The organism is Synechococcus sp. UW105 (assembly GCF_900473935.1).
Taxonomy (GTDB): Bacteria; Cyanobacteriota; Cyanobacteriia; order PCC-6307; family Cyanobiaceae; genus Synechococcus_C.
Map to the genome: position 1 here is coordinate 35,930 of NZ_UCNN01000012.1, position 24,549 is coordinate 60,478.

General features: G+C 60.0%; 26 protein-coding genes and 1 tRNA gene. 15 read left to right on the forward strand and 12 right to left on the reverse strand.

Features of this window, described 5'->3' with window-relative positions:
• Window positions 1–78: 78 nt before the first annotated feature.
• Both DXY16_RS04625 and sfsA read right to left on the reverse strand, forming a co-directional pair.
• Window positions 79–1,620 carry an ammonium transporter gene (locus tag DXY16_RS04625; RefSeq protein ID WP_115119949.1) on the reverse strand — a complete coding sequence of 514 codons (1,542 nt, stop codon included), beginning with the start codon at window positions 1,618–1,620 and terminating at the stop codon, window positions 79–81.
• 140 nt (window positions 1,621–1,760) lie between these two features.
• Window positions 1,761–2,519, reverse strand: coding sequence for a DNA/RNA nuclease SfsA (gene sfsA, locus DXY16_RS04630; RefSeq protein WP_115119951.1), 759 nt, complete (start codon window positions 2,517–2,519; stop codon window positions 1,761–1,763).
• Window positions 2,520–2,631: 112 nt separating this feature from the next.
• Between sfsA and murJ the strand changes: the two genes are divergently transcribed.
• Entirely contained in the window at window positions 2,632–4,239 is a 1,608-nt protein-coding gene (murJ, locus tag DXY16_RS04635) for a murein biosynthesis integral membrane protein MurJ (RefSeq protein WP_115119953.1), read from the forward strand.
• Here murJ and DXY16_RS04640 read toward each other — a convergent pair.
• From DXY16_RS04640 to DXY16_RS04650, 3 genes are read right to left on the reverse strand one after another with little or no spacing between them, the layout of a single operon-like run.
• A complete protein-coding gene (locus DXY16_RS04640; RefSeq protein ID WP_115015781.1) occupies window positions 4,226–4,489 on the reverse strand; it encodes a cytochrome-c oxidase in 264 nt (87 codons plus the stop codon). The two genes, murJ and DXY16_RS04640, sit on opposite strands and share 14 nt — an antisense overlap.
• 25 nt (window positions 4,490–4,514) lie before the next feature.
• Complete coding sequence (locus DXY16_RS04645) at window positions 4,515–4,805, reverse strand: DUF3181 family protein (RefSeq protein WP_115119955.1); 291 nt, start codon at window positions 4,803–4,805, stop codon at window positions 4,515–4,517.
• Window positions 4,802–5,086, reverse strand: a complete 285-nt coding sequence (locus DXY16_RS04650) for a hypothetical protein (protein WP_115120095.1) — start codon at window positions 5,084–5,086, stop codon at window positions 4,802–4,804. Before DXY16_RS04650 ends, DXY16_RS04645 begins: the two co-directional genes overlap by 4 nt.
• A gap of 128 nt (window positions 5,087–5,214) precedes the next feature.
• Here DXY16_RS04650 and DXY16_RS04655 point away from each other — a divergent pair.
• The 7 genes from DXY16_RS04655 (at window position 5,215) to DXY16_RS04685 (ending at window position 11,848) form a co-directional block, all read left to right on the forward strand.
• Window positions 5,215–5,288: transfer RNA gene (locus DXY16_RS04655), tRNA-Arg, on the forward strand.
• 89 nt (window positions 5,289–5,377) lie between these two features.
• Complete coding sequence (gene glyA / locus DXY16_RS04660) at window positions 5,378–6,670, forward strand: serine hydroxymethyltransferase (protein ID WP_115119957.1); 1,293 nt, start codon at window positions 5,378–5,380, stop codon at window positions 6,668–6,670.
• A 90-nt stretch (window positions 6,671–6,760) separates the two neighbouring features.
• A complete protein-coding gene (locus DXY16_RS04665; protein ID WP_115119959.1) occupies window positions 6,761–7,906 on the forward strand; it encodes an MraY family glycosyltransferase in 1,146 nt (381 codons plus the stop codon).
• Entirely contained in the window at window positions 7,899–9,191 is a 1,293-nt protein-coding gene (locus tag DXY16_RS04670; RefSeq protein ID WP_115119962.1) for a competence/damage-inducible protein A, read from the forward strand. Before DXY16_RS04665 ends, DXY16_RS04670 begins: the two co-directional genes overlap by 8 nt.
• Before the next feature lie 39 nt (window positions 9,192–9,230).
• Window positions 9,231–10,646: a 3-isopropylmalate dehydratase large subunit gene (leuC, locus tag DXY16_RS04675; RefSeq protein ID WP_115119964.1), complete on the forward strand. Its 1,416-nt coding sequence runs from the start codon at window positions 9,231–9,233 to the stop codon at window positions 10,644–10,646.
• A gap of 56 nt (window positions 10,647–10,702) precedes the next feature.
• The gene (locus tag DXY16_RS04680; RefSeq protein WP_115119966.1) at window positions 10,703–11,320 is read left to right on the forward strand and encodes a 3-isopropylmalate dehydratase small subunit 2; all 618 of its coding nucleotides are present in this window, start codon (window positions 10,703–10,705) and stop codon (window positions 11,318–11,320) included.
• Window positions 11,321–11,380: 60 nt separating this feature from the next.
• Window positions 11,381–11,848 carry a pentapeptide repeat-containing protein gene (locus tag DXY16_RS04685; RefSeq protein ID WP_115119969.1) on the forward strand — a complete coding sequence of 156 codons (468 nt, stop codon included), beginning with the start codon at window positions 11,381–11,383 and terminating at the stop codon, window positions 11,846–11,848.
• 22 nt (window positions 11,849–11,870) lie between these two features.
• Here the strand turns inward: DXY16_RS04685 and DXY16_RS04690 are convergent, their stop codons facing one another.
• Both DXY16_RS04690 and DXY16_RS04695 read right to left on the reverse strand, forming a co-directional pair.
• The gene (locus DXY16_RS04690) at window positions 11,871–14,924 is read right to left on the reverse strand and encodes a DUF3769 domain-containing protein (RefSeq protein WP_371410869.1); all 3,054 of its coding nucleotides are present in this window, start codon (window positions 14,922–14,924) and stop codon (window positions 11,871–11,873) included.
• A gap of 205 nt (window positions 14,925–15,129) precedes the next feature.
• Window positions 15,130–15,249, reverse strand: a complete 120-nt coding sequence (locus tag DXY16_RS04695) for a photosystem II reaction center protein I (RefSeq protein ID WP_006042333.1) — start codon at window positions 15,247–15,249, stop codon at window positions 15,130–15,132.
• Between the two features lie 61 nt (window positions 15,250–15,310).
• On the opposite strand from DXY16_RS04695, the gene DXY16_RS04700 reads away from it, so the two are divergent.
• Window positions 15,311–18,313 (forward strand): glycoside hydrolase family 38 C-terminal domain-containing protein, encoded by a 3,003-nt coding sequence (locus DXY16_RS04700; protein ID WP_115119971.1) that lies wholly within the window; start codon window positions 15,311–15,313, stop codon window positions 18,311–18,313.
• Here DXY16_RS04700 and psbN read toward each other — a convergent pair.
• Window positions 18,301–18,441 carry a photosystem II reaction center protein PsbN gene (gene psbN, locus DXY16_RS04705; protein ID WP_115015806.1) on the reverse strand — a complete coding sequence of 47 codons (141 nt, stop codon included), beginning with the start codon at window positions 18,439–18,441 and terminating at the stop codon, window positions 18,301–18,303. The genes DXY16_RS04700 and psbN overlap by 13 nt on opposite strands.
• 86 nt (window positions 18,442–18,527) lie before the next feature.
• Here psbN and psbH point away from each other — a divergent pair, with 86 nt between their 5' ends.
• Genes psbH through DXY16_RS04725 form a run of 4 tightly spaced genes read left to right on the forward strand, consistent with a single transcriptional unit; the run spans window position 18,528 to window position 19,908 of the window.
• A complete protein-coding gene (psbH, locus tag DXY16_RS04710; RefSeq protein WP_115015809.1) occupies window positions 18,528–18,728 on the forward strand; it encodes a photosystem II reaction center phosphoprotein PsbH in 201 nt (66 codons plus the stop codon).
• A gap of 9 nt (window positions 18,729–18,737) precedes the next feature.
• On the forward strand, window positions 18,738–19,034 hold the full coding sequence (locus DXY16_RS04715; protein ID WP_115119974.1) for a TatA/E family twin arginine-targeting protein translocase: 297 nt from the start codon (window positions 18,738–18,740) through the stop codon (window positions 19,032–19,034).
• Window positions 19,034–19,654 (forward strand): aminoacyl-tRNA hydrolase, encoded by a 621-nt coding sequence (gene pth / locus DXY16_RS04720; protein ID WP_115119976.1) that lies wholly within the window; start codon window positions 19,034–19,036, stop codon window positions 19,652–19,654. The genes DXY16_RS04715 and pth overlap by 1 nt, the downstream gene beginning before the upstream one ends.
• Window positions 19,651–19,908: a DUF3146 family protein gene (locus tag DXY16_RS04725; RefSeq protein WP_115015815.1), complete on the forward strand. Its 258-nt coding sequence runs from the start codon at window positions 19,651–19,653 to the stop codon at window positions 19,906–19,908. Before pth ends, DXY16_RS04725 begins: the two co-directional genes overlap by 4 nt.
• On the opposite strand, the gene DXY16_RS04730 is transcribed toward DXY16_RS04725, so the two are convergent.
• The 4 genes from DXY16_RS04730 to rph form a co-directional block, all read right to left on the reverse strand.
• Entirely contained in the window at window positions 19,886–20,356 is a 471-nt protein-coding gene (locus tag DXY16_RS04730) for a resolvase (protein WP_115119978.1), read from the reverse strand. The two genes, DXY16_RS04725 and DXY16_RS04730, sit on opposite strands and share 23 nt — an antisense overlap.
• Window positions 20,343–21,548: a DUF3084 domain-containing protein gene (locus DXY16_RS04735; RefSeq protein WP_115119980.1), complete on the reverse strand. Its 1,206-nt coding sequence runs from the start codon at window positions 21,546–21,548 to the stop codon at window positions 20,343–20,345. Before DXY16_RS04735 ends, DXY16_RS04730 begins: the two co-directional genes overlap by 14 nt.
• A gap of 61 nt (window positions 21,549–21,609) precedes the next feature.
• Window positions 21,610–22,338 carry a global nitrogen regulator NtcA gene (ntcA, locus tag DXY16_RS04740; RefSeq protein ID WP_115015822.1) on the reverse strand — a complete coding sequence of 243 codons (729 nt, stop codon included), beginning with the start codon at window positions 22,336–22,338 and terminating at the stop codon, window positions 21,610–21,612.
• A 68-nt stretch (window positions 22,339–22,406) separates the two neighbouring features.
• Complete coding sequence (gene rph, locus DXY16_RS04745; RefSeq protein ID WP_115119982.1) at window positions 22,407–23,153, reverse strand: ribonuclease PH; 747 nt, start codon at window positions 23,151–23,153, stop codon at window positions 22,407–22,409.
• 191 nt (window positions 23,154–23,344) lie between these two features.
• On the opposite strand from rph, the gene DXY16_RS04755 reads away from it, so the two are divergent.
• On the forward strand, window positions 23,345–23,953 hold the full coding sequence (locus tag DXY16_RS04755) for a cob(I)yrinic acid a,c-diamide adenosyltransferase (protein ID WP_115119986.1): 609 nt from the start codon (window positions 23,345–23,347) through the stop codon (window positions 23,951–23,953).
• Complete coding sequence (gene dcd / locus DXY16_RS04760; protein ID WP_115119988.1) at window positions 23,953–24,546, forward strand: dCTP deaminase; 594 nt, start codon at window positions 23,953–23,955, stop codon at window positions 24,544–24,546. Before DXY16_RS04755 ends, dcd begins: the two co-directional genes overlap by 1 nt.
• Window positions 24,547–24,549: the final 3 nt, after the last annotated feature.

Consider the following 24,549-nt stretch of genomic DNA (forward strand, 5'->3'; position numbering starts at 1 on the left):
TTTGGCCATCACTGCCCAATAAAAAAGTCCGACCTGATGGCCGGACCTGGTTTGTTGGATTCAGCCAAGAGTGGCTGTCTAGTTGTTGGTGGTGGCGAAGTCTGGATAGGCCTCCATGCCGTGCTCACCGATGTCAAGGCCTTCGGTTTCTTCGGCTTCAGTAACGCGGATGCCACCGAATAGGGCACCGATCACTGACCAGGCGATCCAGCAGGTCACTAGGGCCCAAAGTGCGTAGGCACCAGCGCCAAGGGCTTGGATTCCAAGCTGGTCGATGCCTCCGCCGTTGAACAGTCCGAGCGCATCGCCACTCTCCTGGATGTCGTAGCCCCAGAGACCAATGACGAGAGTTCCCCAAACACCACAGACACCGTGTACGGAGAAGGCTCCGACCGGGTCATCGATTCCGGCGGAATCGAGTGCGGCGACTGCGAAAACAACAATGATGCCTCCGATTAAACCGGCAAGCCAGGAGCCAACCCAGGTGAGGTTGGCGCAACCTGCGGTGATGCTGACGAGACCAGCCAAGATGCCGTTGATGATCATCGTCAGGTCTGGCTTACCCGACGTGAGTGTGGAGACAAGCGTGGCGCCTATGGCACCGCCTGCCGCCGCGAGGGTGGTGGTGACTGCCACATAGGGCACCCATTCATCCATGCCGAGTTGGGAGCCTGGATTGAATCCATACCAGCCGATCCAAAGGATCAGAGCTCCAAGAGTGGCAATGGCCATGTTGTGGCCTGGGATGGCCTGGGGACGGCCACTAACAAATTTGCCAATGCGAGGGCCGAGGAGCATGGCTCCAACCAGCCCTGCCCAGGCCCCAACTGAGTGAACGATTGAAGAGCCTGCAAAATCGATGAAGGGTCGAATCACGGCTCCATCAGCATCCCTGGCCCCAATTTCGTTCAGCCAACCACTGTTCCATTCCCAGGAGCCAGAGATGGGGTAGATCACACCCGTCAGCACAATTGCGAAGACCACGAATTCACCGAACTTGACGCGTTCAGCCACGAGTCCGGAAACAATCGTTGCGGCAGTACCAGCAAAAGCAGCCTGGAAGAGGAAGTCGATGGATGGCACCAACTGCACACAATCCTTTGCTGGATCAGGGTTTGCGGCACATGCCAAGGCATCAGCTGCACTCCAGTCGAAGAAGAATCCTTTGAAGGAAAGCCAGCCGCTAACGATGGAATCTCCATACATCAGGGAATAACCGACAACCCAATAAGCGGTGACGGCCAGTGCGAAAACAAACAGATTTTTCGCAAGAATGTTGACGGCGTTTTTCTGACGGCACATGCCGGCTTCGACCATGGCGAAGCCGGCATTCATGAAGATCACAAGCACTGCTGCGATCAGCAGCCACAGGTTGTCAGCGAGGAACTTCGCTGCTTGTGCACCTGTGAGGTCACTGAGGCCGACGCTTTCGGCTCGGACGGAAAGATTGAAAATGCCTAGCCCTAGTAGGGCTAGGGGAACGGTTGCCAGCCAGAGGCGGGAGCGATCGGAGCTAAAGCCGCGGATGCTGCGGAGGAGGAGCATGGGGCCATCCAGGAGGCTGGCCTCCTGGAGACGCGTCTTGCTCCGCCTCGATGGCGGCTGCAGAGCAGTTGTCATAAATGAAAAGCAGGGCTGCAAAGCCGGTGGTTTTGGTCCACCGCTAAATCAAAAATGCTCGTTAGCGAACTTTTTTCAAGTGTCTTTGGCTACCGAATTTGCAAAAGGTGCATATTGTTACATTCGCTACAGCCCTTGTTCTAGCTGGGTTGCTGCCGTTTCACGGGTCTTAAGCCCAGCCAGCTCACCTGATCGCGTTCAAAACGGAAGCAGCAGGGCAGCACCTCGACGCCGGCATCAAGGGCCTCACGAAAGAGTTCGCCGTACCGTGGATCTGCGCGATCGCCTGGAGCAAAGCAGGTCAGATCCGGCCTGCTTAAACAGGGCACCAGAACAGCCCGTGCGCTGGGCAGTACGTCGATGAGCTCTTGCAGATGCTTCTGCCCCCGTTCGGTGATGGTGTCCGGGAAGAGGGCCAGGGAACCTTCGCACCAGGTGGTGTTTTTCACCTCCAAGTAAATCGGGCGTTGATCAACGGCCTGTTCCGCCGGCTGGAGCAGTAGGTCGATGCGGCTCTTCTTGTTCTTGCCATAGGGCACTTCCGCGCGGATGGAGCCGATCTCGCCAAGCTGCGCATCGAGGCAGCCGGCTTCGATCGCGGCGCGGATTAGTCGATTAGGGAGTGCGGTATTGATGCCAACCCAGCACTCTTTCCCGTCCGCTCCAGGCACTTCTGCTTGCTCCCAGGTCCAGGCCAGTTTTCGGGTTGGGGATGGGGCATGGCGCAGTCGCACCCTTTGGCCTGGCAGGAGCACGCCAGTCATGGGTCCGGTGTTGGCGCAATGGGCTGTGACCTCTGTGCCGTCATCCAGGCGAACATCCGCCAGGAAGCGTTTGTAGCGCTTGAGCAGTACCCCTTCGTGTAAGGCCTCGAACTGAAGGAGGGGTAAATCCGCCATGGGTGTGAGCTGAAGAGTCCGGGGATGGTGGCCATGGTGGCCCCTGGCCTGTGCCGCTCAGCCCCAGGCGGCCGAGAATGCCGCCCGACTCTTCACTGCCTGCGGTCCCTCCATGGCGAGATCCCTCAAGCGCATCGCTCTGGTGGTGACCTACGGCACCTTGCTCAGCAAGGTGGGTGGCCTCGCCCGACAACTGGTGATTGCTGCTGCTTTCGGCGTTGGGGCTGCCTATGACGCCTACAACTACGCCTACGTGCTGCCGGGATTTCTGCTCATCCTGCTCGGCGGCATCAATGGGCCCTTTCACAGTGCGATGGTGAGCGTTCTGAGTCGTCGCCCTCGGCAGGAGGGTGCCCATATTCTCGCCACGCTCAACTCGATGGTGAGTGCTGTGTTGCTGGTGGTGACCCTCGCACTGGTGCTTGCGGCCGACCCGCTGATCACCCTGGTGGGGCCGGGTCTGCCTCCAGAGCTGCACCACAACGCCGTCCTTCAGCTGCAAGTGATGGCACCGATGGCTCTGCTGGCCGGTTTGATCGGCCTCGGCTTTGGATCCCTCAATGCTGCTGATGAGTTCTGGATCCCGGCGATTTCGCCATTGATGTCAAGCCTGGCCTTGATTCTCGGCGTTGGTTTGCTCTGGTGGCAGCTCGGTGACTTGATTGCATTGCCCGAGTTCGCGATCCGGGGGGGAGTGGTGTTGGCCCTCGCCACCCTGGTTGGTGCCTTTTCCCAGTGGTTACTCCAGCTCCCGGCGTTGATGAAGCATGGGTTGGCTCGGCTCCATTTCGTCTGGGACTGGCGCCATCCCGGGGTGCGTGAGGTCTGGCAGGTGATGGGCCCTGCCACCCTCTCCTCGGGCATGTTGCAGATCAATGTGTTCACTGATCTGTTCTTCGCCTCTGGAATTCTCGGTGCGGCGGCTGGTCTGGGCTACGCCAATCTGCTGGTGCAGACCCCATTGGGTTTGATCTCCAATGCTCTGCTGGTGCCGCTCCTACCCACCTTTGCCAGGTTGACGGCCGCAGAGGATCGCCCCGCTCTGGTGGCACGCATCCGTCAGGGACTGATGCTTTCGACGGCCAGCATGCTTCCTCTGGGCGCGCTGTTTGTGGCTCTCGGTGGGCCAATCGTGGCGCTGGTTTACGAACGTGGTGCTTTCGATGCCCAGGCTGTGCAGTTGGTCACCGGACTGCTGATGGCGTATGGCGTCGGCATGCCGGCCTATCTCGGCCGCGATGTGCTCGTGCGTGTTTTTTACGCCTTGGGCGATGGCACCACACCTTTCCGTCTCTCCATGGCGGGGATCGGCATGAATGTTCTGTTCGACTGGGTTCTCGTGGGTGGCCCGACGCCTTGGGGCCCTCAGCTTCCGTTCAATCTCGGTGCTCCGGGTCTGGTGCTTGCAACGGTGGCGATCAATCTGATCACCTGCATCGCACTGCTGTTGGCGTTGCAGTCGCGACTTCAGGTTTTGCCCCTGCGGGACTGGGCCATGGATGGGCTGTCCCTGTTGGTGTCTGCTGGGCTTTCAGGTGCAGCAGCATGGGCACTGAGTGCTCTGATTGCCTGGCCCTACGATTTGGTGGGGCGTCTGTGCCAGGTGGGCTTGTCGACGGCGGCGAGTTGTCTGGTCTTCTTTGCTCTGGGTCGTGCCTTTGATGTGCCGGAAGTGGCCCAAATCACAAGCACCGTCACGCGCCGATTTAGTCGTCGCTGAGAATGACGTTGCGGTCTTCCCGCACTTGGATGGGCAGCTCAAGTTGCTGGCGACCCACGACTTGAGGCCCCTGCACGGACAAGATGCGGGCCTCAATCCCGAATTCCTTGAAAGCGTTTTCGAGCTCCTGAATCAATGCTTTCTCAACCTGAGCTTCGGAATCAACAACTTTCCCGATCAGGCGCTCTCCGAGCTTGCCGATGCGTTGACGCATCACCTCGCGGGCATTAGTGACCTCGATGATCAGCACGGGAACGTCCGGGTTGGCAGCAACCTTATCGGCAGTGCTCCTCCAGGATCTCCTCGAGATCATGAAGCTGTACAGCAGGAATCAGACGCGCCAGCGGAAGTTTGGTGCTGCCGCCACCCATCGGAACCTGTAGGGCTTCGAGCGCTTGGCGGGCAGCAATCCCTGCACCTTGATCCAGTCGGGCGCTGCATTCGATCGCTAGAGCCTCCGCTAGGCCCGCATCGCCGAGATAGAGATGCCATCCGGCGACTTGCAGGTAAAGACGATCGCTGAGCGCGGTGGTCAGATCGCGTAGGGCAGCAGCATCGAGGCTCATGGCTGATCGCGTTGTGGGGGATGCGTAGGGGTGGTGGCCACTGGTTCTGTGCGGCCGGGTCGTTGGGCAATCACGGTGATTAATTGCACCACTAACAGCGTGAACCAGATGTCTGTGACCCAAGCAAGATGCTCCCAAGGGTGACGCATGCCCTGCACGAACCAGAGCCCGCTGTTGATGGCGGCAAACACACCTGCGTGCAGGGTGAGATTCACAATCCGGCTGAAGTGCCGGTAGATCGGATCCTCCGGATTGGCCGGGCCGTACCAGCGGATGGGCATGGAGCAGCGCCTGTGCACTGCATTGATTGTGGCGCTCGCTTCGAGCGCCTGGGAGCTCCGCTGATGCGACAGGGCCGCAGGCATGGTTGACGTCGGGTGCCTCGATGAGCTCAGATAGTCGGACTCAAGCGCTTGTAGCTCAGCGGATTAGAGCATCTGACTACGGATCAGAGGGTCGGGAGTTCGAATCTCTCCAGGCGCGCTTGAAAGCTGTCCGCAAGGGCAGTTTTTTTTTGCAATCAATTCGTTGGAAGTCATTTCCTACGATTCATCAACAGCAGGCCTCCTCCGATGTCAGACAGCGCTTCCGCTCCGATCAATGCCGCTCTGGTGGATGCCGATCCCGCGATCGCTGCCCTGATTGATCAGGAGCAGAACCGTCAGGAAACGCACCTGGAGCTGATCGCTTCCGAGAACTTTGCCTCTCGTGCCGTGATGCAGGCCCAGGGCTCGGTTCTCACCAACAAATATGCCGAAGGCCTTCCCCACAAGCGTTACTACGGCGGCTGTGAGCACGTGGATGCCATCGAGGAGCTGGCGATCGAGCGGGCCAAGCAGCTCTTTGGTGCCGCCTGGGCCAACGTTCAGCCTCACAGCGGTGCCCAGGCCAACTTCGCCGTCTTTCTGGCGCTTCTGAAGCCTGGCGACACGATCATGGGTATGGACCTCAGCCATGGCGGGCACCTCACCCACGGATCGCCCGTGAACGTGAGCGGTAAGTGGTTCAACGTGGTGCAGTACGGAGTTGATCAAGCAACCCAGCGCCTGGACATGGAGCGGGTTCGGCAACTTGCGCTTGAGCACAAACCGAAGCTGATCGTTTGCGGCTATTCCGCTTACCCACGCACGATCGATTTCCCTGCCTTCCGAGCCATCGCCGATGAAGTGGGTGCCTTCTTGCTGGCTGATATGGCCCACATCGCGGGGCTCGTGGCGGCAGGAGTGCACCCCAGTCCTTTGCCTCACTGTGATGTGGTGACAACGACCACCCACAAAACCTTGCGGGGGCCTCGCGGTGGCTTGATCCTCTGTCGCGATGCCGACTTCGCCAAGCGTTTCGACAAGGCCGTCTTCCCTGGCACCCAGGGTGGTCCGCTTGAGCACGTAATCGCGGCCAAGGCTGTGGCCTTTGGCGAGGCCTTACAGGCTGACTTCAAGGCCTACAGCCTTCAGGTCGTGGCGAATGCCCAGGCTCTCGCTGAGCGCATTCAGGCTCGTGGCATCGATGTGGTCAGCGATGGCACCGATAACCATCTTGTGCTGCTTGATCTGCGCAGCATCGGTATGACGGGCAAGGTGGCCGATCTGCTGGTGAGTGATGTGAATATCACCGCCAACAAGAACACCGTGCCGTTTGATCCTGAGTCGCCCTTCGTCACCAGTGGTCTGCGGCTCGGAACCGCAGCCCTCACCACCCGCGGATTTGATGCTGACGCCTTCGCTGAGGTGGCTGATGTGATTGCAGACCGGCTGCTCAACCCCGAAGACGATGCTGTGCAAAGTCGTTGCCGTGTGAGGGTCCTCGACCTGTGCCGGCGCTTCCCGCTGTATCTCAATCCTTCGCCTGTGCCGGCGCTTGCCTGACTGTCCTAGCGGTGGCTGGAACGATGTGGTTGGCTTGCCTAGATTGGAACCATCTCATCCGATCTGGGTGATCCGCCTCCGGAGTCTTCTGTGATCCTCGCGAGCAGCCCTCTCGCCATGGCCGTGATCACGCTGATGATCGCGGCAGGGATCACGACGTTGGTCGTTCCATTGGTGCGACGACTTGGTCTGCAACTGGGGCTGATTGATCAACCCGATCCGCGTAAACAGCACTCCTCCCCGATGGTGCGCCTGGGTGGTGTGGGCATGGTCTTGGGCTTCTGCGCTGCGTTGGCCGTCATCTGGGGGATTGGCGGTTTTGGCCTGCTAGCCCCCGATCGTGACCAATTGATCTGGACGACGCTGGCTGGATCTCTCTGCTTTTTCTTCATCGGACTGGCCGATGATTTGTTCGCTCTTTCCCCCTGGCCGCGCCTCGCAGGCCAGATCACCGTGGCCATGGTGGTGTGGTCCCAGGGGGTGCGCATCGGTGCGATTGACCTCCCCTGGCTGAGTGGGTCTGCCTCGGTCATCGTTTTGCCCGAACTCTTCAGCCTCGCTGCAACAGTGATCTGGCTGGTGGGTATTACCAATGCAATCAACTGGCTGGATGGCCTTGACGGCCTTGCTGCCGGAGTGGCCGGTATTGCAGCGGTTGGTCTGCTTTCGGTGAGTTTCTCGCTTAACCAGGCGGCAGCTGGCTTGCTGGCGGCGGCCCTGGCGGGATGCTGTTTCGGTTTCTTGCGCCACAACTTCAATCCCGCCCGCATCTTTATGGGCGATGGTGGCTCCTATTTCCTTGGCTTCACGCTGGCTGCCGTCAGCATCGTTGGCCCAGCCAAAGGCCTCACTACCGTCAGTCTTTTGCTGCCATTGCTGATCCTGTCTCTGCCCCTTGCGGATATGTCTGCCGTGATCATGGGGCGGCTGAGTGATGGCCATTCCCCCTTTTATCCCGATCGGCGCCACCTGCATCACCGCTTGTTACGTGCGGGGTTCAGTCATCGACGCACGGTTTTGCTCATCTACGTCTTCACGCAATGGTTGGCTGCTCTTGCAATGGTGGTGGCCAACGTTGAACTCCGCTTTCTCTGGTTGGCTTTAGCGACGGCGATTTTGGTGGCCACCGTCGTGGTGATGCGTCGTCGTCAGATGGAAGAAACGGCTCGGAAGGCTGCACGCCGAAGAGCCCATGCAGACAAGAACCTCGCAGCCTGTCATCACAAGCATGGCTGAGGGTGCGGCTGATGCCGCAACGGGTCAAGGTGTCGAGTTGCTCTGCGTTGGCACTGAGTTGCTGTTGGGGAACATTCTCAATGGCAATGCCCGTTGGCTTGGCGAGCAGCTCGCTGGTCTTGGTCTTCCGCACTATCGCCAGTCCGTGCTGGGGGATAACCGCGACAGGGTGATTGCCTTCGTGCGCGAAGCGGCAACGCGCTCCAGGGTGCTCATTACCACCGGTGGTCTGGGACCGACACCCGACGATCTCACCACCGAGGCGATTGCCTCCGCGTTTGAGGTGCCGCTCGAGGAGCGTCCGGAGGTGTGGGCTGACATCACTGCCAAGGCTCGCAGTCGTGGTCGTGAACCGTCCCTCAGTACTCGCCGTCAGGCTCTGCTCCCAAGGGGTGCCACGGTGTTGCCCAACCCCACTGGCACTGCACCAGGGATGATCTGGTCACCTCAGGAGCATTTCACCCTGCTCACGTTTCCTGGGGTGCCGAGTGAAATGCGGGCCATGTGGACTGCCACCGCAGTTCCCTGGTTGCAGCAGGCTGGACTGACTCAGGGGGTCTTCACCAGTCGCCTTCTGCATTTCTGGGGGATTGGTGAATCCAGCCTGGCTGAACAGATCGATGATTTGCTCGCAGGCACCAATCCCACCGTTGCGCCCTATGCCGGTGGTGGGGAGGTGATGCTGAGACTCACTGCCTGCGCAGACAACCCTGAAGCAGGACGCAGGCTTCTAGAGCCGTTGGAGGTGGAGCTACGTCGGCGCACCGGTGATCACTGTTTTGGGGCTGATGCTGACAGCCTTGCGTCAGTGGTCCTCCAATTGCTGCGCCAGCGAGGACAGACCGTTGCGGTGGCGGAGTCCTGCAGCGGAGGCGGTCTGGGGGCTGCACTGACAGCAGTCCCGGGCTCTTCCGAGGTTGTGCTTGGGGGGGTCATCGCCTATGCCAATGCGGTTAAGCAGTCGCTGTTGCGCGTTCCAGCAGAGCTGTTGAATTGCCATGGCGCCGTCAGTGACCCTGTGGCAGCGGCGATGGCTGAAGGAGTACGCCGCTGTACAGGGGCTGATTGGGGCCTAGGAATTACTGGGATTGCTGGCCCTGGTGGGGGCAGCGATGACAAGCCTGTGGGGTTGGTTCATATTGCAGTGGCTGGTCCGGACGGCTGTATCAGCAGTGCTTGCCGTTTTGGAGAGACGCGAGGTCGCGACTGGGTTCGTCGTCTCAGTGTTGGCGAAGCGCTTGATCGTCTGCGGCTGCGTCTCTTCATGCACTCTCCATCAGGCTGAGGCTGCGGCTTAGGGTGAGCGGCTGATCACTTGGCCGGAATGAGCAGCGGCACGCTTTACGACAAGGTCTGGGATCTGCACAGCGTTGCGGATCTCCCCGGTGGGCCCACCCAGCTGCTGATCGGATTGCACCTAATCCATGAGGTCACCAGCCCCCAGGCGTTTGCGGCTCTGGACGACAAGGGCCTTCCCGTGCGTTGTCCGGAGCGCACCGTGGCCACGGTGGATCACATTGTGCCCACGACGAGTCAGGCAAGGCCGTTCGCCGATTCCCTGGCGGAAGAGATGCTCAGCACCCTGGAGCGCAACTGCGCTCGCCATGGCATCACCCTGTATGGGCTTGGTAGCGGCCGCCAAGGGATTGTGCATGTGATCGCCCCGGAACTGGGCCTCACCCAGCCTGGGATGACGGTCGCCTGCGGTGACTCACATACATCCACCCATGGCGCCTTCGGTGCCATCGCTTTCGGGATTGGCACCAGTCAGGTCCGTGATGTGTTGGCCAGCCAGAGCTTGGCGATGAACAAGCTGAAGGTGCGCCGTCTTTGGTTCGACAACAGGCTCAGCCCTGGGGTGTTTGCCAAGGATCTGATCTTGCACGTGATTCGCACTCTCGGCGTCAAGGCTGGGGTGGGCCATGCGTATGAGTTCGCCGGGCCTGCGATCGAGGCTCTGTCGATGGAAGAGCGCATGACCCTCTGCAATATGGCCATCGAGGGTGGCGCTCGATGCGGGTACGTCAACCCTGATCAAGTCACCTTCGACTACCTCGCTGGTCGGCCGGAGGCACCTGAGGGTGAAGCTTGGGATCGGGCGGTTCAGTGGTGGCGCTCTTTGGCTTCCGATGCTGATGCCCGCTTTGATGATGAGGTGCGGTTTGATGCCGCAGCGATCGCTCCGATCGTGACCTGGGGTATCACGCCAGGCCAGGGAATCGGTGTGGATGAGACGGTGCCCACCACCGAGCAAATGGATCCAGCCGATCGGCCGATTGCCGAGGAGGCCTACCGCTATATGGATCTGGCCCCGGGTTCTGCGATCGCTGGAGTCCCCGTGGATGTCTGTTTTATTGGCAGTTGCACCAATGGCCGCTTAAGCGATCTCCAGGCAGCTGCCGATGTAGCTCGTGGTCGCCAAGTCGCAGATGGCATCAAGGCCTTTGTGGTGCCGGGTTCGGAACAGGTGGCCCGTGCGGCGGAAGCTGAGGGGCTTGATCAGGTGTTTCGCGCCGCCGGATTTGATTGGCGGGAGCCGGGATGTTCGATGTGCCTGGCCATGAATCCCGATCGGCTGGAAGGTCGTCAGATCAGTGCCAGTTCCAGTAACCGCAACTTCAAAGGCCGACAAGGATCAGCCACTGGCCGCACCCTGCTGATGAGCCCGGCCATGGTTGCGGCAGCAGCCATCCATGGTGCGGTCACCGATGTGCGCAACCTTGCTCCTGCCGACGGCTGAATGCATCCGCGCTGCGTTTCTGTTGTTCGTTTCTTCTTTGTTCTTCCACGTCAGCCATGACCCAGTCCGGCCCTTTCCCCCAGGGAACGATCACCAGCGTCAATGGACGGGCCTTTGCCCTGCGTGGCGATGACATCGATACCGATCGGATCATTCCGGCCCGTTTCCTCAAATGCGTCAGTTTTGATGCCCTTGGCTCCCAGGCCTTCGCTGATGATCGTCAGGAGCTTGCTGGGGACCATCCCTTTGATCAGGCAGCTCATGTCGGAGCATCGATCCTTGTGGTCAATGGAAATTTCGGTTGTGGTTCGAGCCGGGAGCATGCTCCTCAAGCCTTGATGCGCTGGGGTATTCGTGCGCTCGTGGGTGTGAGCTTTGCCGAGATCTTCCACGGGAACTGCTTGGCTCTTGGCATTCCTTGCGCTACGGCGAGCTCTGATCAGATCAAGCAGCTGCAGGCAGCAGTTTCCGCAGATGCCATGGCATCTTGGAGCCTGGATCTGCAGACCTGTCGGTGCCGCAGTGAAGCGGCTGGAGAGTGGGCTGTTGGCTTTGAGTCTGGAGCGCTCGAGATGTTGCTGAGCGGTCGCTGGGATGCCACCTCTCAGTTGGTGGCCCGCGATGCTGAGCTGAAGCAGACCATGGCTGCGCTCCCGTATCTGAACGGCTTTTAAGTCACCTGGGCTGCGGACACTTGCCTCAGTGTCTATGAATGAAGAAGAGGCATCCGGCTGATGGGCTTTCCGCTGTTCCCCACCTGTTATCCCCTGACTGGGTTGCTCGCTTTGAGTCTTGGCACGATTGTCCAGTTGCGGGCGGCGGAGCCGATTCCGATCCAGGTCGATCCGGTGGTGCGTCTTCAGTCCACAGGTGACTGTCGTGGGTGTGATCTGCGAGGGGTGGATTTGGGCGGTGCCCATTTGATTGGAGTGGATCTTCGTGATGCTGATCTGCGTGGTGCCCGCCTTGAAGGTGCAAATCTGGAGGGAGCGGACCTCAGTGGGGCTCGTTTGGATGGTGCCAATCTGCAAAGGGCCGTTCTCAGCAATGCTGAACTCACTGGAGCGGATCTGCGTCGCGCTGATCTGCGGGAGGCGGTGGTGATCAATGCCTATGCCCCTGGAGTGAAAACCGATGGCATGCAGTACGCCGGCTCGGACCTCACCGGTAGCCACTTGATTTATGGCGGTGGACCTGATTGAGCGGCTGAGAATGGAGCCTTGATCAGAACAGGCCCTTGTCGGGGTTGTTCAGGTTCGTCGGTGTGTAGGGAACAAAGGGCACCCCGGTTCCGGTGAAGTTGAAGTCATGGAGGCGGAATCGGAAGCCGCCGATCCCTTCATAAGGGTTGTAGTAGAAACCGAAGTCGTAGGAACGCCGCTGCCATCGCAGCTCAAGGTTGGAGTTGATCACGTTGCCGTAGTACGCCGAATTCGGGTTGACGTTTAGGGCCAGGCCGGCGTTGATGATCAAGGGACCGGCCAGTTGCTGGGTGACACCCATGCCAATCGTGCCGAGGTCGACCGCCTGATCGAAATCAAACGGACTGGATCCCTCTTTGAGGGTGCCGCCACCGATCACCGACACCTGGGTGTAATCCAGGAATGGTTTGCTGAAGGTCCCCAGGGTCAGGGTGGGGCCACCACTCAGCGAGAGGGTGTTCTGTTGCGTGCCGTTGCCGTACGCCGCTAGCAGGGTGTTGACATTGCTGTTGAGCGTGAGGCCAGGGACGATGGCGACTGGCGAATAGCGATAGGCCGCTTCAGGTGTGAGCGCTGCAGGTTGACCTCGCCAGAGTGGATAGCTGCTGTTGAGGGAGGCATAGATATTGGCGCGCCACAGATCCGCAAGGTTTTCGCTCTCAAACGTTTCCGCCTGATAGTTGCCGACGCCCATGCGCCAGAGGAACGTGTTGGTGAGTTGGCCCCAGTTCCAGTCCCCTTTCTGTTCAGCGAATCCGCCAAAGGCTGAATACACGTCGGTTTGGCCAAGGGATCCATTCCATGTGCGGTAGCGGTAAGCGCCAAACATGCGTGTCTTGAAGTTGCCAACGACAGGCAGGTTGAAGCGGTTTTTCAGTTCTCCCCAGTAGCGGCTTGCATTCGCGAAGTTGGAGGGATTCAAGCTGCTGATGTCGGCGTTCAAGGATGTTTGCCATCCCCACAGCTGACCCGAGAGCTCGGCTTCAAGGCCAAAGGCATCGCCTGCCGTGATCGCTTGCTCCACTTTGCCGCTGTCGACTGCACTGCCAGGAGCCACGTAACTGTCGGTCTGACCATCGATTGCCCGCTGCACCAGAAGCTGCGGTTGCAGATCCAATTGGTAGTCATTGCTGAGTTTGATCGGCTTGAGGTTGCGGCCGATGAAGAAGCCATCGCGGTCATCGTTGTCAATCCCGACCACCCAGCGGTTATCCACTTCTTCTTGCTTCTGGATGCGTTGGGTGCGGCTGACGCTGATGGGTAGCCGCTCTTCCACGATCAGCCTGTTCCGGCGCGCCTTGATCAGGATGTCGCCGTTGGGCTCCTGTCTGGCGACCACATCTTCGGCGTCAATGCGGGTCTGAGCAGGGGTGAAGGGATCGTTGGTGAAGCCCATGCGGTCAGCGGTCCAGCCTTCTGGTGTGAGGCGGATCTTGCTGGCCTGGATCCGCCAGCGACTGATTTCACCTGTCACCAGCTGCGTGCGTCCGAGCTGTTTCAGTTGGGTGGGTTTCATGCCGCCGTAATCGTTTTCTTCCTCGATGGTTTGCTCGCGGGTCTCCTGCTTCCTCTGGCCTCCGCCGGGGACACCGAGACGCCGTTCAATCGTGAGGGATTGTTGGATCTGGATGCTGCTGATCCGTTGGTCAATTGCGGCAATGGCGCTGGCACGAAGCGCTTCTTGCTCCGATGGCGAGAGGCTGGAGTATCGGGTCTGTGCGATGGGCTCCGGCTGGGTAGAGGAGTGTCCTGCAGTGACCCGCGTACCCGCACCATCCAGTGTGATGGCCTCGAGCTCCTGGTTGAGGGTTTGAGAGGGCCTGCGGTTTGCGCGGTCTGGGTCTGGACAACCCAGTGGTGGTGGCACCTCGCTTTGTGCTGCAGCAGCGCGATCTCGCCCCCAGCGGTAACGCGCACCGATGAGGTAGGCATTGCTGCCTTCTCGCACACCGCTGTAGGTGCCGAAGGCGCCTGATCTGTGGTGAATGCGTCCTACCAGTGAGAGCTGTTTCGAGACTGCGGCCTCGAGCTCAAAGCCGAGATAGTTGAGCAGCTGCGCGTAGTTTTCGCGGTAGGTGCGTTCATAGTTACTGGCTGCTGTGAAGTAACTGACGCCTTCCACCACTCCGAAGCTCAGCCAAGGCTGGAGCCAAAGTCTGGCCCCAATGCCGAGAATGCCTTCACCGAACTGTTGCCCTGGTGTGTCCGCATAGGGAACAGCTTGATTAAATTCACCGCCTGGCTGTTGATAGGCCTGATGGCCGAAGAGATTGCCCTCGAGTTCGATCGCTAGGGGGCCCGCTTTCCAGATTCGTTTCTGCAGGGTTACACCGAGCAGATATTCCGGACGCATGCGTCCATTGAACAGAAAGGTGTCGCCAAAGTTGGAGTCGATGCTTTGGCCACCCCAGGCGGTGGCAGCCCAGGGATGGGGATGCCATTGAGGAATCGGGGGGAGAACAGGTGGACAGGCCATGCCCAGATGGGTGGCAGATTCGGCATGCACCGGCCCTGGAACGACCCAGTCCCCAGAGCCAGGAAGCTCCTGCGTCCAGAACTCACCAGTATCCCCTTGCGGGCTGATCCGTTCAGCGGTCCTGCCGGACAGCTCGATCTGCAACGCTGTTGGAAATCCCAGCCCCGAGCTCTCCAACACTGGCAGTGGTCGGATGGAACGAACGGCAGCACCTTGTGCCGATGGGCTCGTGGGATTGAGGTCGATTGCGGCGCTGTCGAGATCGAGAACGCCATAGACGTCCTTAAGGATGCCTTCGTTCTGAATCAGGCTGAAGCGAAGCGTGCTGGCCTGGAAATATTGAGCACCCCTGCGGTAGCGCACACGGCCTTGTGCCGCGAAGGTACTGAAATTTGAATCGAATTCAATTCTGTCAGCCTGAAGCAGTCCACCATTGATTTGGGCAGTGACGTTGCCCTCGGCCACAAACAGGTCACGTTCGCCGTCGAACCGCTGCTGATCTGCTCTGAGCTGAATCTCAAGGGGCGGCGTCTGCGACGCTGCTGACTGACTGACCTGGCCAGTGGTTGATGGCCTACGAATGTCTTCGCTTTGGGCCAGAGCCTTCTCGCCGCTCGTGAGTGCCAGAGCCGCAGACAGCCCAAGTGACCCGATCGCAATCAGTTGATGGCGTTGGGGCTGGGCGAATCGACCTGGCAAGCGATCTCTCCTGAGGCCGCTGATCTTGCCATGGTGAGATCGCTGGAATGCTCTGGTGCTGACCAGTGCTGCGCGTGACCGACAGCCTGGATCAGATCAGCCAGAGTCAGTCTTCGAGATCCTTGCGGCTAGGTGTGCGGCTGGGATCGCTAGCCAAGAAGCCGAACACGAAGATCCCAAGGAAGAAGAAGACGACCGAGTACACGGAAATCTTGAGGGCAAGCATGGAGACCGACCGGCGTCTGGGACAGCGTCATCATCTTATGGGGCAATGTTTGCTAGACACGATGCAGAACCGTCTCCAGGCCCGGCGATCGGAGTGGATTGAAACGTTTCGCAGTCGCTCGCGTCTGGATCTGCTGCCGCAGTGGCGTCGAATGGAGGATCCAGGCCGGGGGCCTGCCCTTGATGACCCGTGGGGTCAAATGCACCGCCCTGACTGGGTTAAACGTGGTTTGTTGATCTGGCCTAGGGGAGGCCTCTGGCGTCGGCTCACGCTTCAATTGATCTGTCCGCAGGCCTGGCGCACTGGTGAGCAGTGCCGCGAACGTTTGGTGCTCAGTTGGTGGGCTGATCAGGTGCGCCTTTGGGTGGATGGGGTGCTGGTGCACGAGGGAGACCTGTTTGATACGCGCTGCCGCTGGCCGCTCCCCTCGTCCTGGCGTCAGGGGACGCCGCTTGAGATCCTGCTGGAATTGCGCAGTCCCTGTCATGACGACGGCGCGCTGATCACCAGTCAGGTGGTGCGTGAACCGCTGCGGCCTGCTCATGACGCAGCGCAGCTGCTTCTGCCCGAAGCGCTGGATTTGGCGCTCCCGTCCCTTGCGGACTTGCCTGAGGCATTGTTGGAGTTGGATCCTCTGTCCTCCCAGGCGTCTGAGGCCGTTGCGGCTGTGCTTCTCAAGACTCCTGCCCCTGCTGGAGTGCTGCATTGGATTGGCCATGCACACCTTGACCTGGCCTGGCTTTGGCCAGTCGCGGATACCTGGCAAGCGGCGGAACGGACCTTCCGTTCGGCGCTTGATTTGATGGAGCGCTTCCCGGAATTGCGCTTTGCCCATTCCACACCCGCTCTCTATCAATGGATGGAGCGCTTTCGGCCGGCGTTGTGGGCACGGATTCGTGCGGCCAGTATTGCTGGGCGTTGGGAACCCATCAACGGCCCATGGGTGGAGACTGATTGCGTGCTTGTCAGCACGGCATCTCTGTGGCAACAGTTCTGTCTCGGACAGGGATACAGCCGTCGGGCCTTCCCTGAATGGCGGCATCAACTGGCGTGGTTACCCGACAGCTTTGGCTTCGCAGCGGGTGTGCCGGCGGTGGCCGTGGCGGAGGGAGTGCGCTGGTTCTGCACCCATAAGCTCGCCTGGAATGCCAGTGAGCCCTTCCCCCATCGTCTGTTCCGTTGGCGTAGCCGCGGTGGCGCTGAGCTACTCGCCTTGATGCTGCCGCCGATCGGCACTGACGCCGATCCGGCTGCGATCCAGGCTGAACATCGAGCCTTTGGCGCTGCCACAGGGCTGAATCATGCGCTTTGGACACCAGGCGTGGGTGATCACGGCGGCGGCCCCACTGTGGAAATGCTCGAGCAGATGGAGCTATGGGATGGCCACCCCCAGGTGACGCATCGGTCTGCCTCCACGGTTCGCGCCTTTTTGGCGGAGCTGGAGCCGATGGCGGCGACTTTGCCGGTTTGGCGCGATGAGCTCTATCTCGATCTTCATCGGGGATGTTCCACCAGTCGACCGGATCAGAAACGCCACAACCGAAGCTTGGAGCGTCTGCTGCGGGAGGTGGATCTGACGGCGGCGCTGCTTCGTCGCCGCAGTGCGGCTCGACCAGCTGCCTCGGCTGATTGGCGCACGCTGCTGTTCCAGCAGTTCCATGACATCCTTCCTGGAACCTCCATCCCGGAGGTGTTCGACCAGGCCGAATCGCTGTGGCGCCAGGATCGCCGCCAGGCTTCAGCACAGCGTGATCAACATCTCGCCCAGCTTCTGGGGGATGGTGGCGTGGATGGCAAGGGCTGGGCATGGGTGGGCCTTCAGCCCTTGGCACGGTGGTCTCCGGTGCTGCGGTTGCCGCAAGCAGGATGGGCTGCCATGGGGCGGCCATTGCCCATTCAGCCTGCGGTGTCTGGCGGTACATGGGTGCAGCTGCCGGTGCTCCAGGGAGTGGCGGCGTTGCCATTGGAATGTCGATTCAAAGGCGATGCCCCTCAGGGGGTTGTGCGGGGAGCTGTGCAGGTCGAATCCATCTCGACCGGAGGCTTTCGGCTGACCAACGGCCGCTTGTCTGCGGAACTCGGTGGGCAAGGAGTGCATCAGCTTTGGGATGGTGCCGGCGTGCCGCAGTTGCTGGGGCCAATCGCGTTGCGACGTTTTCGAGATCAGGGCGAGTTCTGGGATGCCTGGGATCTTGCAGCCGATTACCGCGATCATCCGTTGCCTGTGGAGTGGGAATCGGCCTCGTTTCAGCTGGTTGAGGCGGGCCCCCTGGTGGCACGGGTGCTCGTGCGTGCTCGTGCCGGTCACAGTCGGATTCGGCTTGATTGTCAGCTCAGGGCGGACAGCCCCTGGCTGGAGCTCACCTGCAGCGTGAACTGGAAGCAGACCCATGAGTTGCTCAGGCTGGAGATCCCCTTGGCGCAGTCGGCTGTGCGCTGGGCGGCGGACACCAGTGGCGGAGTGATCGAACGCCCAGCCAGGCCTTGCACACCTCGAGAGCGGGTGCGATGGGAAGTGCCAGTGATTTCATGGTGTGCAAGTGAGGCTGGGGCCCCAGGAGGTGGCTTGGCGCTGCTCCTCGATGGCCCTCAGGGGGTGGATGCCGAGCCGGGGCGTTTGGGTGTCTCACTGCTTCGAGGTTCGACCTGGCCTGACCCTGGTGCGGACCGTGGCTGGCATCGCCAGCGCGTGGCACTGATGCCAACGCCTGCAGGCTGGTGCAGGGATGGCATCCCTCAGGCGGCGATCGCTTTTCGCGAACCGGGCTGGTGTCGGCCCTCATCATTGGCCGATCCGACTGTCTTGTTGCCGTCGCTCCCCGTCGGGCTGGTGCCTGTGGCCGTCTTGACTCCACTCGATCGAGCGGAGGGCGACCCTTCCAGATTGACGATCAGAGTGCACAACCCTGGCGCTCGACGCCAAACCTGGTGCCCGCAAGGCTGGACTGTGATGCGACGGCACGAGGAGCCGGCTGCCTCGGTCACTCTCAGGCCAGGCGAACTGGTGGAACTGGAGCTTTCGCCTGCCGGCGAGACCGTTGAGCCGGTGAATCAGTCTTCGTGATCATCAAAGGGATCGTCCAGTTTTTTGGACGGTGGTCCGAAGGCGGTGTAAACCCCGAACCCGGTCAGGCCGAGCAATACAGCCAGTACGCCAATGGCAACGGATAGGGCTGGTGAAGAGGTTTCCATCACATCTCTCGACAGGTTCGGCCTGAATCAGGGCCATGACCTTTACAGTACCGAGACTTAACCTCACCCGAGACCCAAGCGCTGCCATGGCTCAACGCACTCGTCTGGGAGATCTCCTCCGTCCCCTGAATTCCGAGTACGGCAAGGTGGTGCCGGGCTGGGGAACGACACCGGTGATGGGCATTTTTATGTCCCTTTTCCTTGTCTTCCTGCTCGTGATCTTGCAGCTGTACAACAAGTCCCTGATTCTTGAGGGCATCAACGTCAACTGGAACGGCCTCGGCTGAAGCTGATTCATGAACGTTTTCGGGGTCGGCCTTCCTGAGATGGCCGTGATTGGTGCTGTGGCCCTGCTTGTGTTTGGGCCAAAACGCCTTCCCGAGCTGGGTCGCACCCTTGGTAAAACGCTCAAGGGATTCCAGTCAGCGTCCAAGGAATTTGAACGCGAGATCAACAAAGCCATGGCTGAGCCTGAGGTCACAGCCTCGGATGCTTCAGAGTCGTCTGGCGAAACCGGATTGTCTCAGTCCCAGTCCAGTGAGGACGGCGCTGATGTGGTTCAGTCCCCCTTGCCACCGTCGTCAGAGGGGTGATGCAAAGCGGTGATCTCCGCTTAGTTGTGGGGCTCGGAAATCCGGGGAAGCGTTATGCCAGCACGCGGCACAACGTTGGTTTCATGGCTCTGGAGACCTGGGCTCAGCGCGAGAACGTACGCTTCCGCACCATGACCAAGCTCCAGGGGGAGTTGGCGGAGGTGGGGTTAGGCAGTAACCGACTGCGGCTACTCATGCCTCAGACCTACATGAATGAGAGCGGACGATCGATTCGTGCAGCTCTCGATTGGTTTGATCTCTCTGTCGATCAGGTGCTTGTCCTCGTGGATGACATGGATCTACCTCTGGGACGATTGCGCCTGCGTGCCAAGGGCAGTGCTGGAGGCCACAACGGTTTGAAAAGCACGATTCAGCATCTCGGCACTCAGGATTTTGCTCGCCTTCGGATCGGTATCGGAGCTCCCGGTCGCTCGGCGGAGGAGCGGCGGGCCCGCACCGTATCTCACGTTCTTGGCAGCTTTCATCAGGCGGAACAGACCCTGCTTGACGAGGTGCTTGAAGAGGTCTTGCGTGGTCTCGTCTTGATTCAGAAGCAGGGGCTCGATCGCGCTGGCAATCATCTCAATGGCTTGCAGCTCGCAACGGAGGAGCAGGGATGACGCCACTTCCTGTGACGAATGCTCATCTGAGAGTTCTGCGTCAGAGCTTTCAGGAGAAGTGCCTGGAGGGAGAGGTGAGTGCCGGAGGATTCTCCTGGCAGTTCTGCTGGTCTTTCGATCGTGGAGAACTGACGGTTGAACCCTCGCTTGGAAGGGCCTTGATTCAGGACGCGTTGCTGCGCTTTTTGGTGAAGGCTGACTACCACCTTGAAGCAGGAGGTGATTACACCTTCACCGTTCGGTCACGTTTCTGAAGCCAGGCCCTCTTGATGGTGGCCTTGGCCACTCGAGCTGCTGGCCAAGGTGATCCTCCAGGAGAACAAGGGCTGCAATGGCATCCAGTTCGCATGGTGGAAGACGCAGGCCATGCGGCAGCAATCGCCTCCATCCTCGAGCTGGCCAGATCTGCCAGTACCGATCCCTTGCTCTGAGGGTTGTACCGGCCTCATTCACCCGCACGATGGGGGCCAGATGCTGCAGCTGTTGATCCAAGCCGCTGCTGAATGTTCCGTTGCCAAGCACCAGAGAGGAGAGGTGCATGCGTTGGTGCCATTGATTGAGCTGCTCAACGGTCTGCTCCGTTGCCATGACGAGAGCATCGAGGACATGTCCTCTGGTGCAATCCGCCAGAACTAGGCCGCATTTGCTTCGACCAGGGTCGATGGCGACGACAAGACCGCTGCACGGATTAGCGGCGGTCATTGCTTCTGGGCTGGGGGATCTCTCCCATCGGTTCAATGGTCACCATCACAGGATCTGCAGTGTCGCTGCGACGCAATGCCAGCACGCGAAGCTCGACCCTTGAGGGGGCACGACTGAGCAGTGTGCTGCCGAGCTGATTGAGGGCGTTTGCGTCGAACTGCAGGCCCTGCACGAGCGATCCTCGCCGCTGGGCTTCGGCCAGAGCCGATGCGAGCAGCAGGTTGAGGCGGTTGCGAATCGCTTCAGCGTCGGTTTCGGATCGCTCCAAGGCCGTGCGGGCGAGCACTGCATCTCGTTCGACCACAGTGGTGTTGGGCCGCACCTCAGGGAAGGCGTAAACAACTTTCTCGCCCAAAAGCACATTGGCTGCCGAGCGAATGTTCACCACCCAGGTGCCCGGTTTTTTGATGGTGGATTCCACGCCTTCAATATCGTTGCGGGGAACAAGAAGGATCTGGCGATCAGGGCTCTCGCCAGGCAGCACTCTTTGATAGGCCTGTTGATTGGCTTCTCGTAGCAGCTGATCGATCACTTGCTTCGCCTGTCCAGGATTGTCGAGGCGAAGGGTTGCGGTGGCCAGTGGCTGGCCGCTGCTGAGAACCACATTGCCAAGCCGCAGCGCAAGGCGTTGTTTCTCGAGTTCCCGCAGTTCTGCTTCCCCTTTGTTGATGCGCTCGCGCACATCGTTCAGTTCTTGTTCTGTGCGTTGGATTTCGGCATCACGAGCCTGCACATCGCGACTGAGGCGCTGACGCTCGGCCTCCAGTCTCTGCCGCTGCTGTTGCAGGGGCACCAGAGTTTTTCTCAGCGCATCAGCTTTGGCCTGGGCGGTGGCGAGTTCTTGACGGGCCCGTTGTCGTTCCGCCTGGGCTTGTTTCACTTCCCTGGTTGCTCCAGCCTGCGCATCACGACTGCGCTCCAGTTCCTTGCGACTTGAGCGCAATTTCTCCTGTAATGCATTCAGTTCGAACAGTCCTACGCGCAGCTGTCTGCTGACCAGCAACATCAATCCCAGTGACAGTGCGGAGATCAGGCTGCCGGTCAACACTGTGATCACAACGGCAGTGCTGCGCGGCCTCAGACCCAGCAGGCTCAGACGTGCTTTGCCGACACGTGAGCCAAGACGATCGCCCAGGGTGGCGAGTACGCCACCAAGTACGAGCAGAGTGAGAATCAGCAGCCAGCCGGTCAACGTTCCTTAGTGGTTGGGGGGTGACCTTGCCAACCGACAGTCATTCTCACCCTTTGAATCCCTAGCTGAATTTCTTCGCTAGGGCGATTGGATCGAGCACTGTGATCTTTTTGCGGTCGATCTCAACCAGTCCTGAATTGCGCAGATCGCCCAGCAACCGTGTGATCGTTACCCGGGTGGAGCCAATGGCTTCGGCGATCGCCTGATGAGATAGGCGTAGGTCGATGGTGATACCGCGATCGCTGGGAACACCAAAATCACGGCAGAGAACGAGCAAGAAGCTGACCAGGCGGGAGGACATGTCCCGATGGGTCAATGTCTCGATCATGGTCTCCGTTTGCAGGATGCGGCTCGAAAGCCCCTGCAGTAGCAGCAGGCCGACGCCAGAGTCGGCTTCGATCGCCTGGCGTACTGACCCGGCTGGAGCGGTGATCATTTCCACCCTGGTGAAGGCGACTGAGTGATAAAACCGGTCGGAGCGATGGCCAGTCAGCAGGGAGAGGACGCCAAACAGGCTGTTTTCCCTTAGCAGTGCCACCGTGATCTCTTCGCCGGACTCATAGACCCGAGAGAGGCGCACTGCACCTCGGCGGATCAGATAAACACGTTCGGCAGGATCGCCCGGGAAGAAAATTGTTTTGCCCCGCTCAACCATTTCCGTGGAGGCGCCATCAAGGCCACGGATCACGTCCATCAAAGTGCGTGGCTTCTGCTCGGAGGCGTTGGCGAGGTTCACCGGCCCTGTAAGTGGAGAGACGGTACGGCTGAAACCGTGCATGACTCCAGGCATGAAGACACTGCTGATCTCCAGAAGTTAAGGATGAACTTTGTCGACTCGTGTAGCAACAGGTACGGAATTCAGCGCTCGTTCAGCGCCAGTCGTTGTGCTGCCATCAATTGGGTCAGGCTCGGTTCGGCAAGGTCGAGCAGCTGATTGAGCTGTTGCCGGCTGAAGGACGCACCTTCCGCTGTGCCTTGAATCTCTAACAGATTGCCGCTGCTAGCCATCACCACGTTCATGTCCACATCCGCTCGGCAGTCTTCGCTGTAGTCGAGGTCGAGAAGACCGTTGCCTGCGAGAAGGCCGACGGAAACGGCGGCCACTTGTTGGGTGATGGGCTGTCGCTGCACCAGCCCTGTCTCCAGAAGTTTGTTGCAGGCATATTGGAGGGCGACCCAGGCCCCTGTGATCGATGCTGTACGGGTTCCGGCATCAGCCTGAATCACGTCGCAATCGATCAGCAGCGTGTTTTCCCCAAGCGCTTCCATGTCGATGCAGGCGCGCAAGCTGCGACCGATCAGGCGCTGAATCTCCTGGGTGCGGCCCGAGAGTTTCATCAGCTCTCGCTTCTGGCGTTCAGGGGTAGACCCTGGCAACAGGCGGTATTCCGCGCTTAACCAGCCTTTCCCCTCACCTTTTCGCCAGCGGGGTACGCCCTCCTGGTGGCAGATGCTGCAAAGCACGGCGGTCTCTCCGGTGTGGACAATCAGCGAACTGAGGGCAAAGCCCATAGGATCCCAACTGATCGAGAACGGGCGCAGATCAGCGGCTGTGCGGCCACCGGCACGCACGGAGTTGCCGCCATGGCTGGTATGAGCTGTCATGGCCAGAGCCTGGGGAGAGGGGGGTGGCTTGAGCCTGGCAGGTGGCCAGCTCGCTACCTGCGTCTTGTGCGGGCAGGGCGAGAGGGACGCTGCGGACCTTTACACCAGGGATAGTGTCAGAGTGCTTGTAAACCTGGCCGGCGGCGCTAGGTTTGAATTCAGCGGGATACTCCCGGACGCGCGAGAACTTGATGACAGCGAGCCTCAGCACTAGCCATCGTCCCGGTGATTCCCGATTGGCGGATCATCGGACTCTGGAGCGTGCAGGGCTTCATCCGCTGCCTTTGCCCGCGCCGCGGCCACCCTTGCATCTGGTTTCACCAGAAGGGGAGCTGCAAGTCCACACCGCTCCTTATCGCGGCAGTTTTGCCACTGTTCTCAGTCAGGCGCTTCGCTCAGCTGGGCTCGGCAGTCGCGTCATGGTGGTGCAGTTTCTGAAGGGTGGTGTGGCCCAGGGTCCGGAGCGTCGCCTCACCCTCTGTGGTCGGCTGCAGTGGCTTCGCCCTGATTTGGCCTGCTGCCTGGCCGATCCCGCTGCCGATCAGAGCCCGGATGTCAGGGCCGCTGTGGAGGCCCTATGGGTTGAGTGTCGGCAGCATCTGCTCGCAGGCGATCTGGATCATCTGGTGCTGGATGAGTTGGGTCTTGCTGTTGCTTTGGGTTACCTGGATGAACAGGAGGTTCGCAGCACGCTCGACCAGCGGCCGGGCTCTATGGATGTGATCGTGACGGGTCCATCCATTCCAGACTCCCTGATGGACATGGCCGATCAGGTCACCGAATTGCGTCGAGGTTTCTAATGCTCAAGAACGATCGCTGGATCACCGAGCAGGCTTCTGGCGGCATGCTTGAGCCGTTTCAGTCAGGGTTGGTGCGCCATCTCGACCCTGAACAGCGGAAGAGCCCTGTGCTCAGTTTTGGCTGTTCCTCCTATGGCTATGACCTTCGTCTCTCGCCCCAGGAATTTCTGATCTTTAAGCATGTGCCTGGCACGGTGATGAACCCCAAGCGGTTCAACCCAGCCAATCTTGAACCGACTGAGCTTCATCACGACGAAGACGGCGCCTATTTCATCCTTCCGGCTCATTCCTATGGGCTTGGTGTTGCCCTCGAGAAGATGAAGGTGCCGCCGAATATCACGGTGATTTGCCTTGGCAAGAGCACTTATGCGCGGCTCGGCATCATCGTGAATACCACTCCTGCTGAAGCCAGTTGGGAGGGGCATCTCACCCTGGAATTCAGCAATAGCTCCGGAGCGGATTGCCGCATCTATGCCAACGAAGGCATCTGTCAGCTGTTGTTCTTTGAAGGCGACCCCTGCGACACCACCTACAGCGATCGGCAGGGCAAGTATCAGCACCAGCCTGAGAGGGTGACGTTGGCAAAGGTCTGAAGG

What these genes read in the sequence shown, in the direction of transcription:
- DXY16_RS04625 (WP_115119949.1), bottom strand. Translation starts at nt 1,620, where the DNA reads ATGACAACTGCTCTGCAGCCGCCATCGAGGCGGAGCAAGACGCGTCTC.
- sfsA (WP_115119951.1), bottom strand. Translation starts at nt 2,519, where the DNA reads ATGGCGGATTTACCCCTCCTTCAGTTCGAGGCCTTACACGAAGGGGTA.
- murJ (WP_115119953.1), top strand. Translation starts at nt 2,632, where the DNA reads ATGGCGAGATCCCTCAAGCGCATCGCTCTGGTGGTGACCTACGGCACC.
- DXY16_RS04645 (WP_115119955.1), bottom strand. Translation starts at nt 4,805, where the DNA reads ATGAGCCTCGATGCTGCTGCCCTACGCGATCTGACCACCGCGCTCAGC.
- DXY16_RS04650 (WP_115120095.1), bottom strand. Translation starts at nt 5,086, where the DNA reads ATGCCCATCCGCTGGTACGGCCCGGCCAATCCGGAGGATCCGATCTAC.
- glyA (WP_115119957.1), top strand. Translation starts at nt 5,378, where the DNA reads ATGTCAGACAGCGCTTCCGCTCCGATCAATGCCGCTCTGGTGGATGCC.
- DXY16_RS04670 (WP_115119962.1), top strand. Translation starts at nt 7,899, where the DNA reads ATGGCTGAGGGTGCGGCTGATGCCGCAACGGGTCAAGGTGTCGAGTTG.
- leuC (WP_115119964.1), top strand. Translation starts at nt 9,231, where the DNA reads ATGAGCAGCGGCACGCTTTACGACAAGGTCTGGGATCTGCACAGCGTT.
- DXY16_RS04680 (WP_115119966.1), top strand. Translation starts at nt 10,703, where the DNA reads ATGACCCAGTCCGGCCCTTTCCCCCAGGGAACGATCACCAGCGTCAAT.
- DXY16_RS04685 (WP_115119969.1), top strand. Translation starts at nt 11,381, where the DNA reads ATGGGCTTTCCGCTGTTCCCCACCTGTTATCCCCTGACTGGGTTGCTC.
- DXY16_RS04695 (WP_006042333.1), bottom strand. Translation starts at nt 15,249, where the DNA reads ATGCTTGCCCTCAAGATTTCCGTGTACTCGGTCGTCTTCTTCTTCCTT.
- DXY16_RS04700 (WP_115119971.1), top strand. Translation starts at nt 15,311, where the DNA reads ATGCAGAACCGTCTCCAGGCCCGGCGATCGGAGTGGATTGAAACGTTT.
- psbN (WP_115015806.1), bottom strand. Translation starts at nt 18,441, where the DNA reads ATGGAAACCTCTTCACCAGCCCTATCCGTTGCCATTGGCGTACTGGCT.
- psbH (WP_115015809.1), top strand. Translation starts at nt 18,528, where the DNA reads ATGGCTCAACGCACTCGTCTGGGAGATCTCCTCCGTCCCCTGAATTCC.
- DXY16_RS04715 (WP_115119974.1), top strand. Translation starts at nt 18,738, where the DNA reads ATGAACGTTTTCGGGGTCGGCCTTCCTGAGATGGCCGTGATTGGTGCT.
- pth (WP_115119976.1), top strand. Translation starts at nt 19,034, where the DNA reads ATGCAAAGCGGTGATCTCCGCTTAGTTGTGGGGCTCGGAAATCCGGGG.
- DXY16_RS04725 (WP_115015815.1), top strand. Translation starts at nt 19,651, where the DNA reads ATGACGCCACTTCCTGTGACGAATGCTCATCTGAGAGTTCTGCGTCAG.
- DXY16_RS04730 (WP_115119978.1), bottom strand. Translation starts at nt 20,356, where the DNA reads ATGACCGCCGCTAATCCGTGCAGCGGTCTTGTCGTCGCCATCGACCCT.
- ntcA (WP_115015822.1), bottom strand. Translation starts at nt 22,338, where the DNA reads ATGCCTGGAGTCATGCACGGTTTCAGCCGTACCGTCTCTCCACTTACA.
- rph (WP_115119982.1), bottom strand. Translation starts at nt 23,153, where the DNA reads ATGACAGCTCATACCAGCCATGGCGGCAACTCCGTGCGTGCCGGTGGC.
- DXY16_RS04755 (WP_115119986.1), top strand. Translation starts at nt 23,345, where the DNA reads ATGACAGCGAGCCTCAGCACTAGCCATCGTCCCGGTGATTCCCGATTG.
- dcd (WP_115119988.1), top strand. Translation starts at nt 23,953, where the DNA reads ATGCTCAAGAACGATCGCTGGATCACCGAGCAGGCTTCTGGCGGCATG.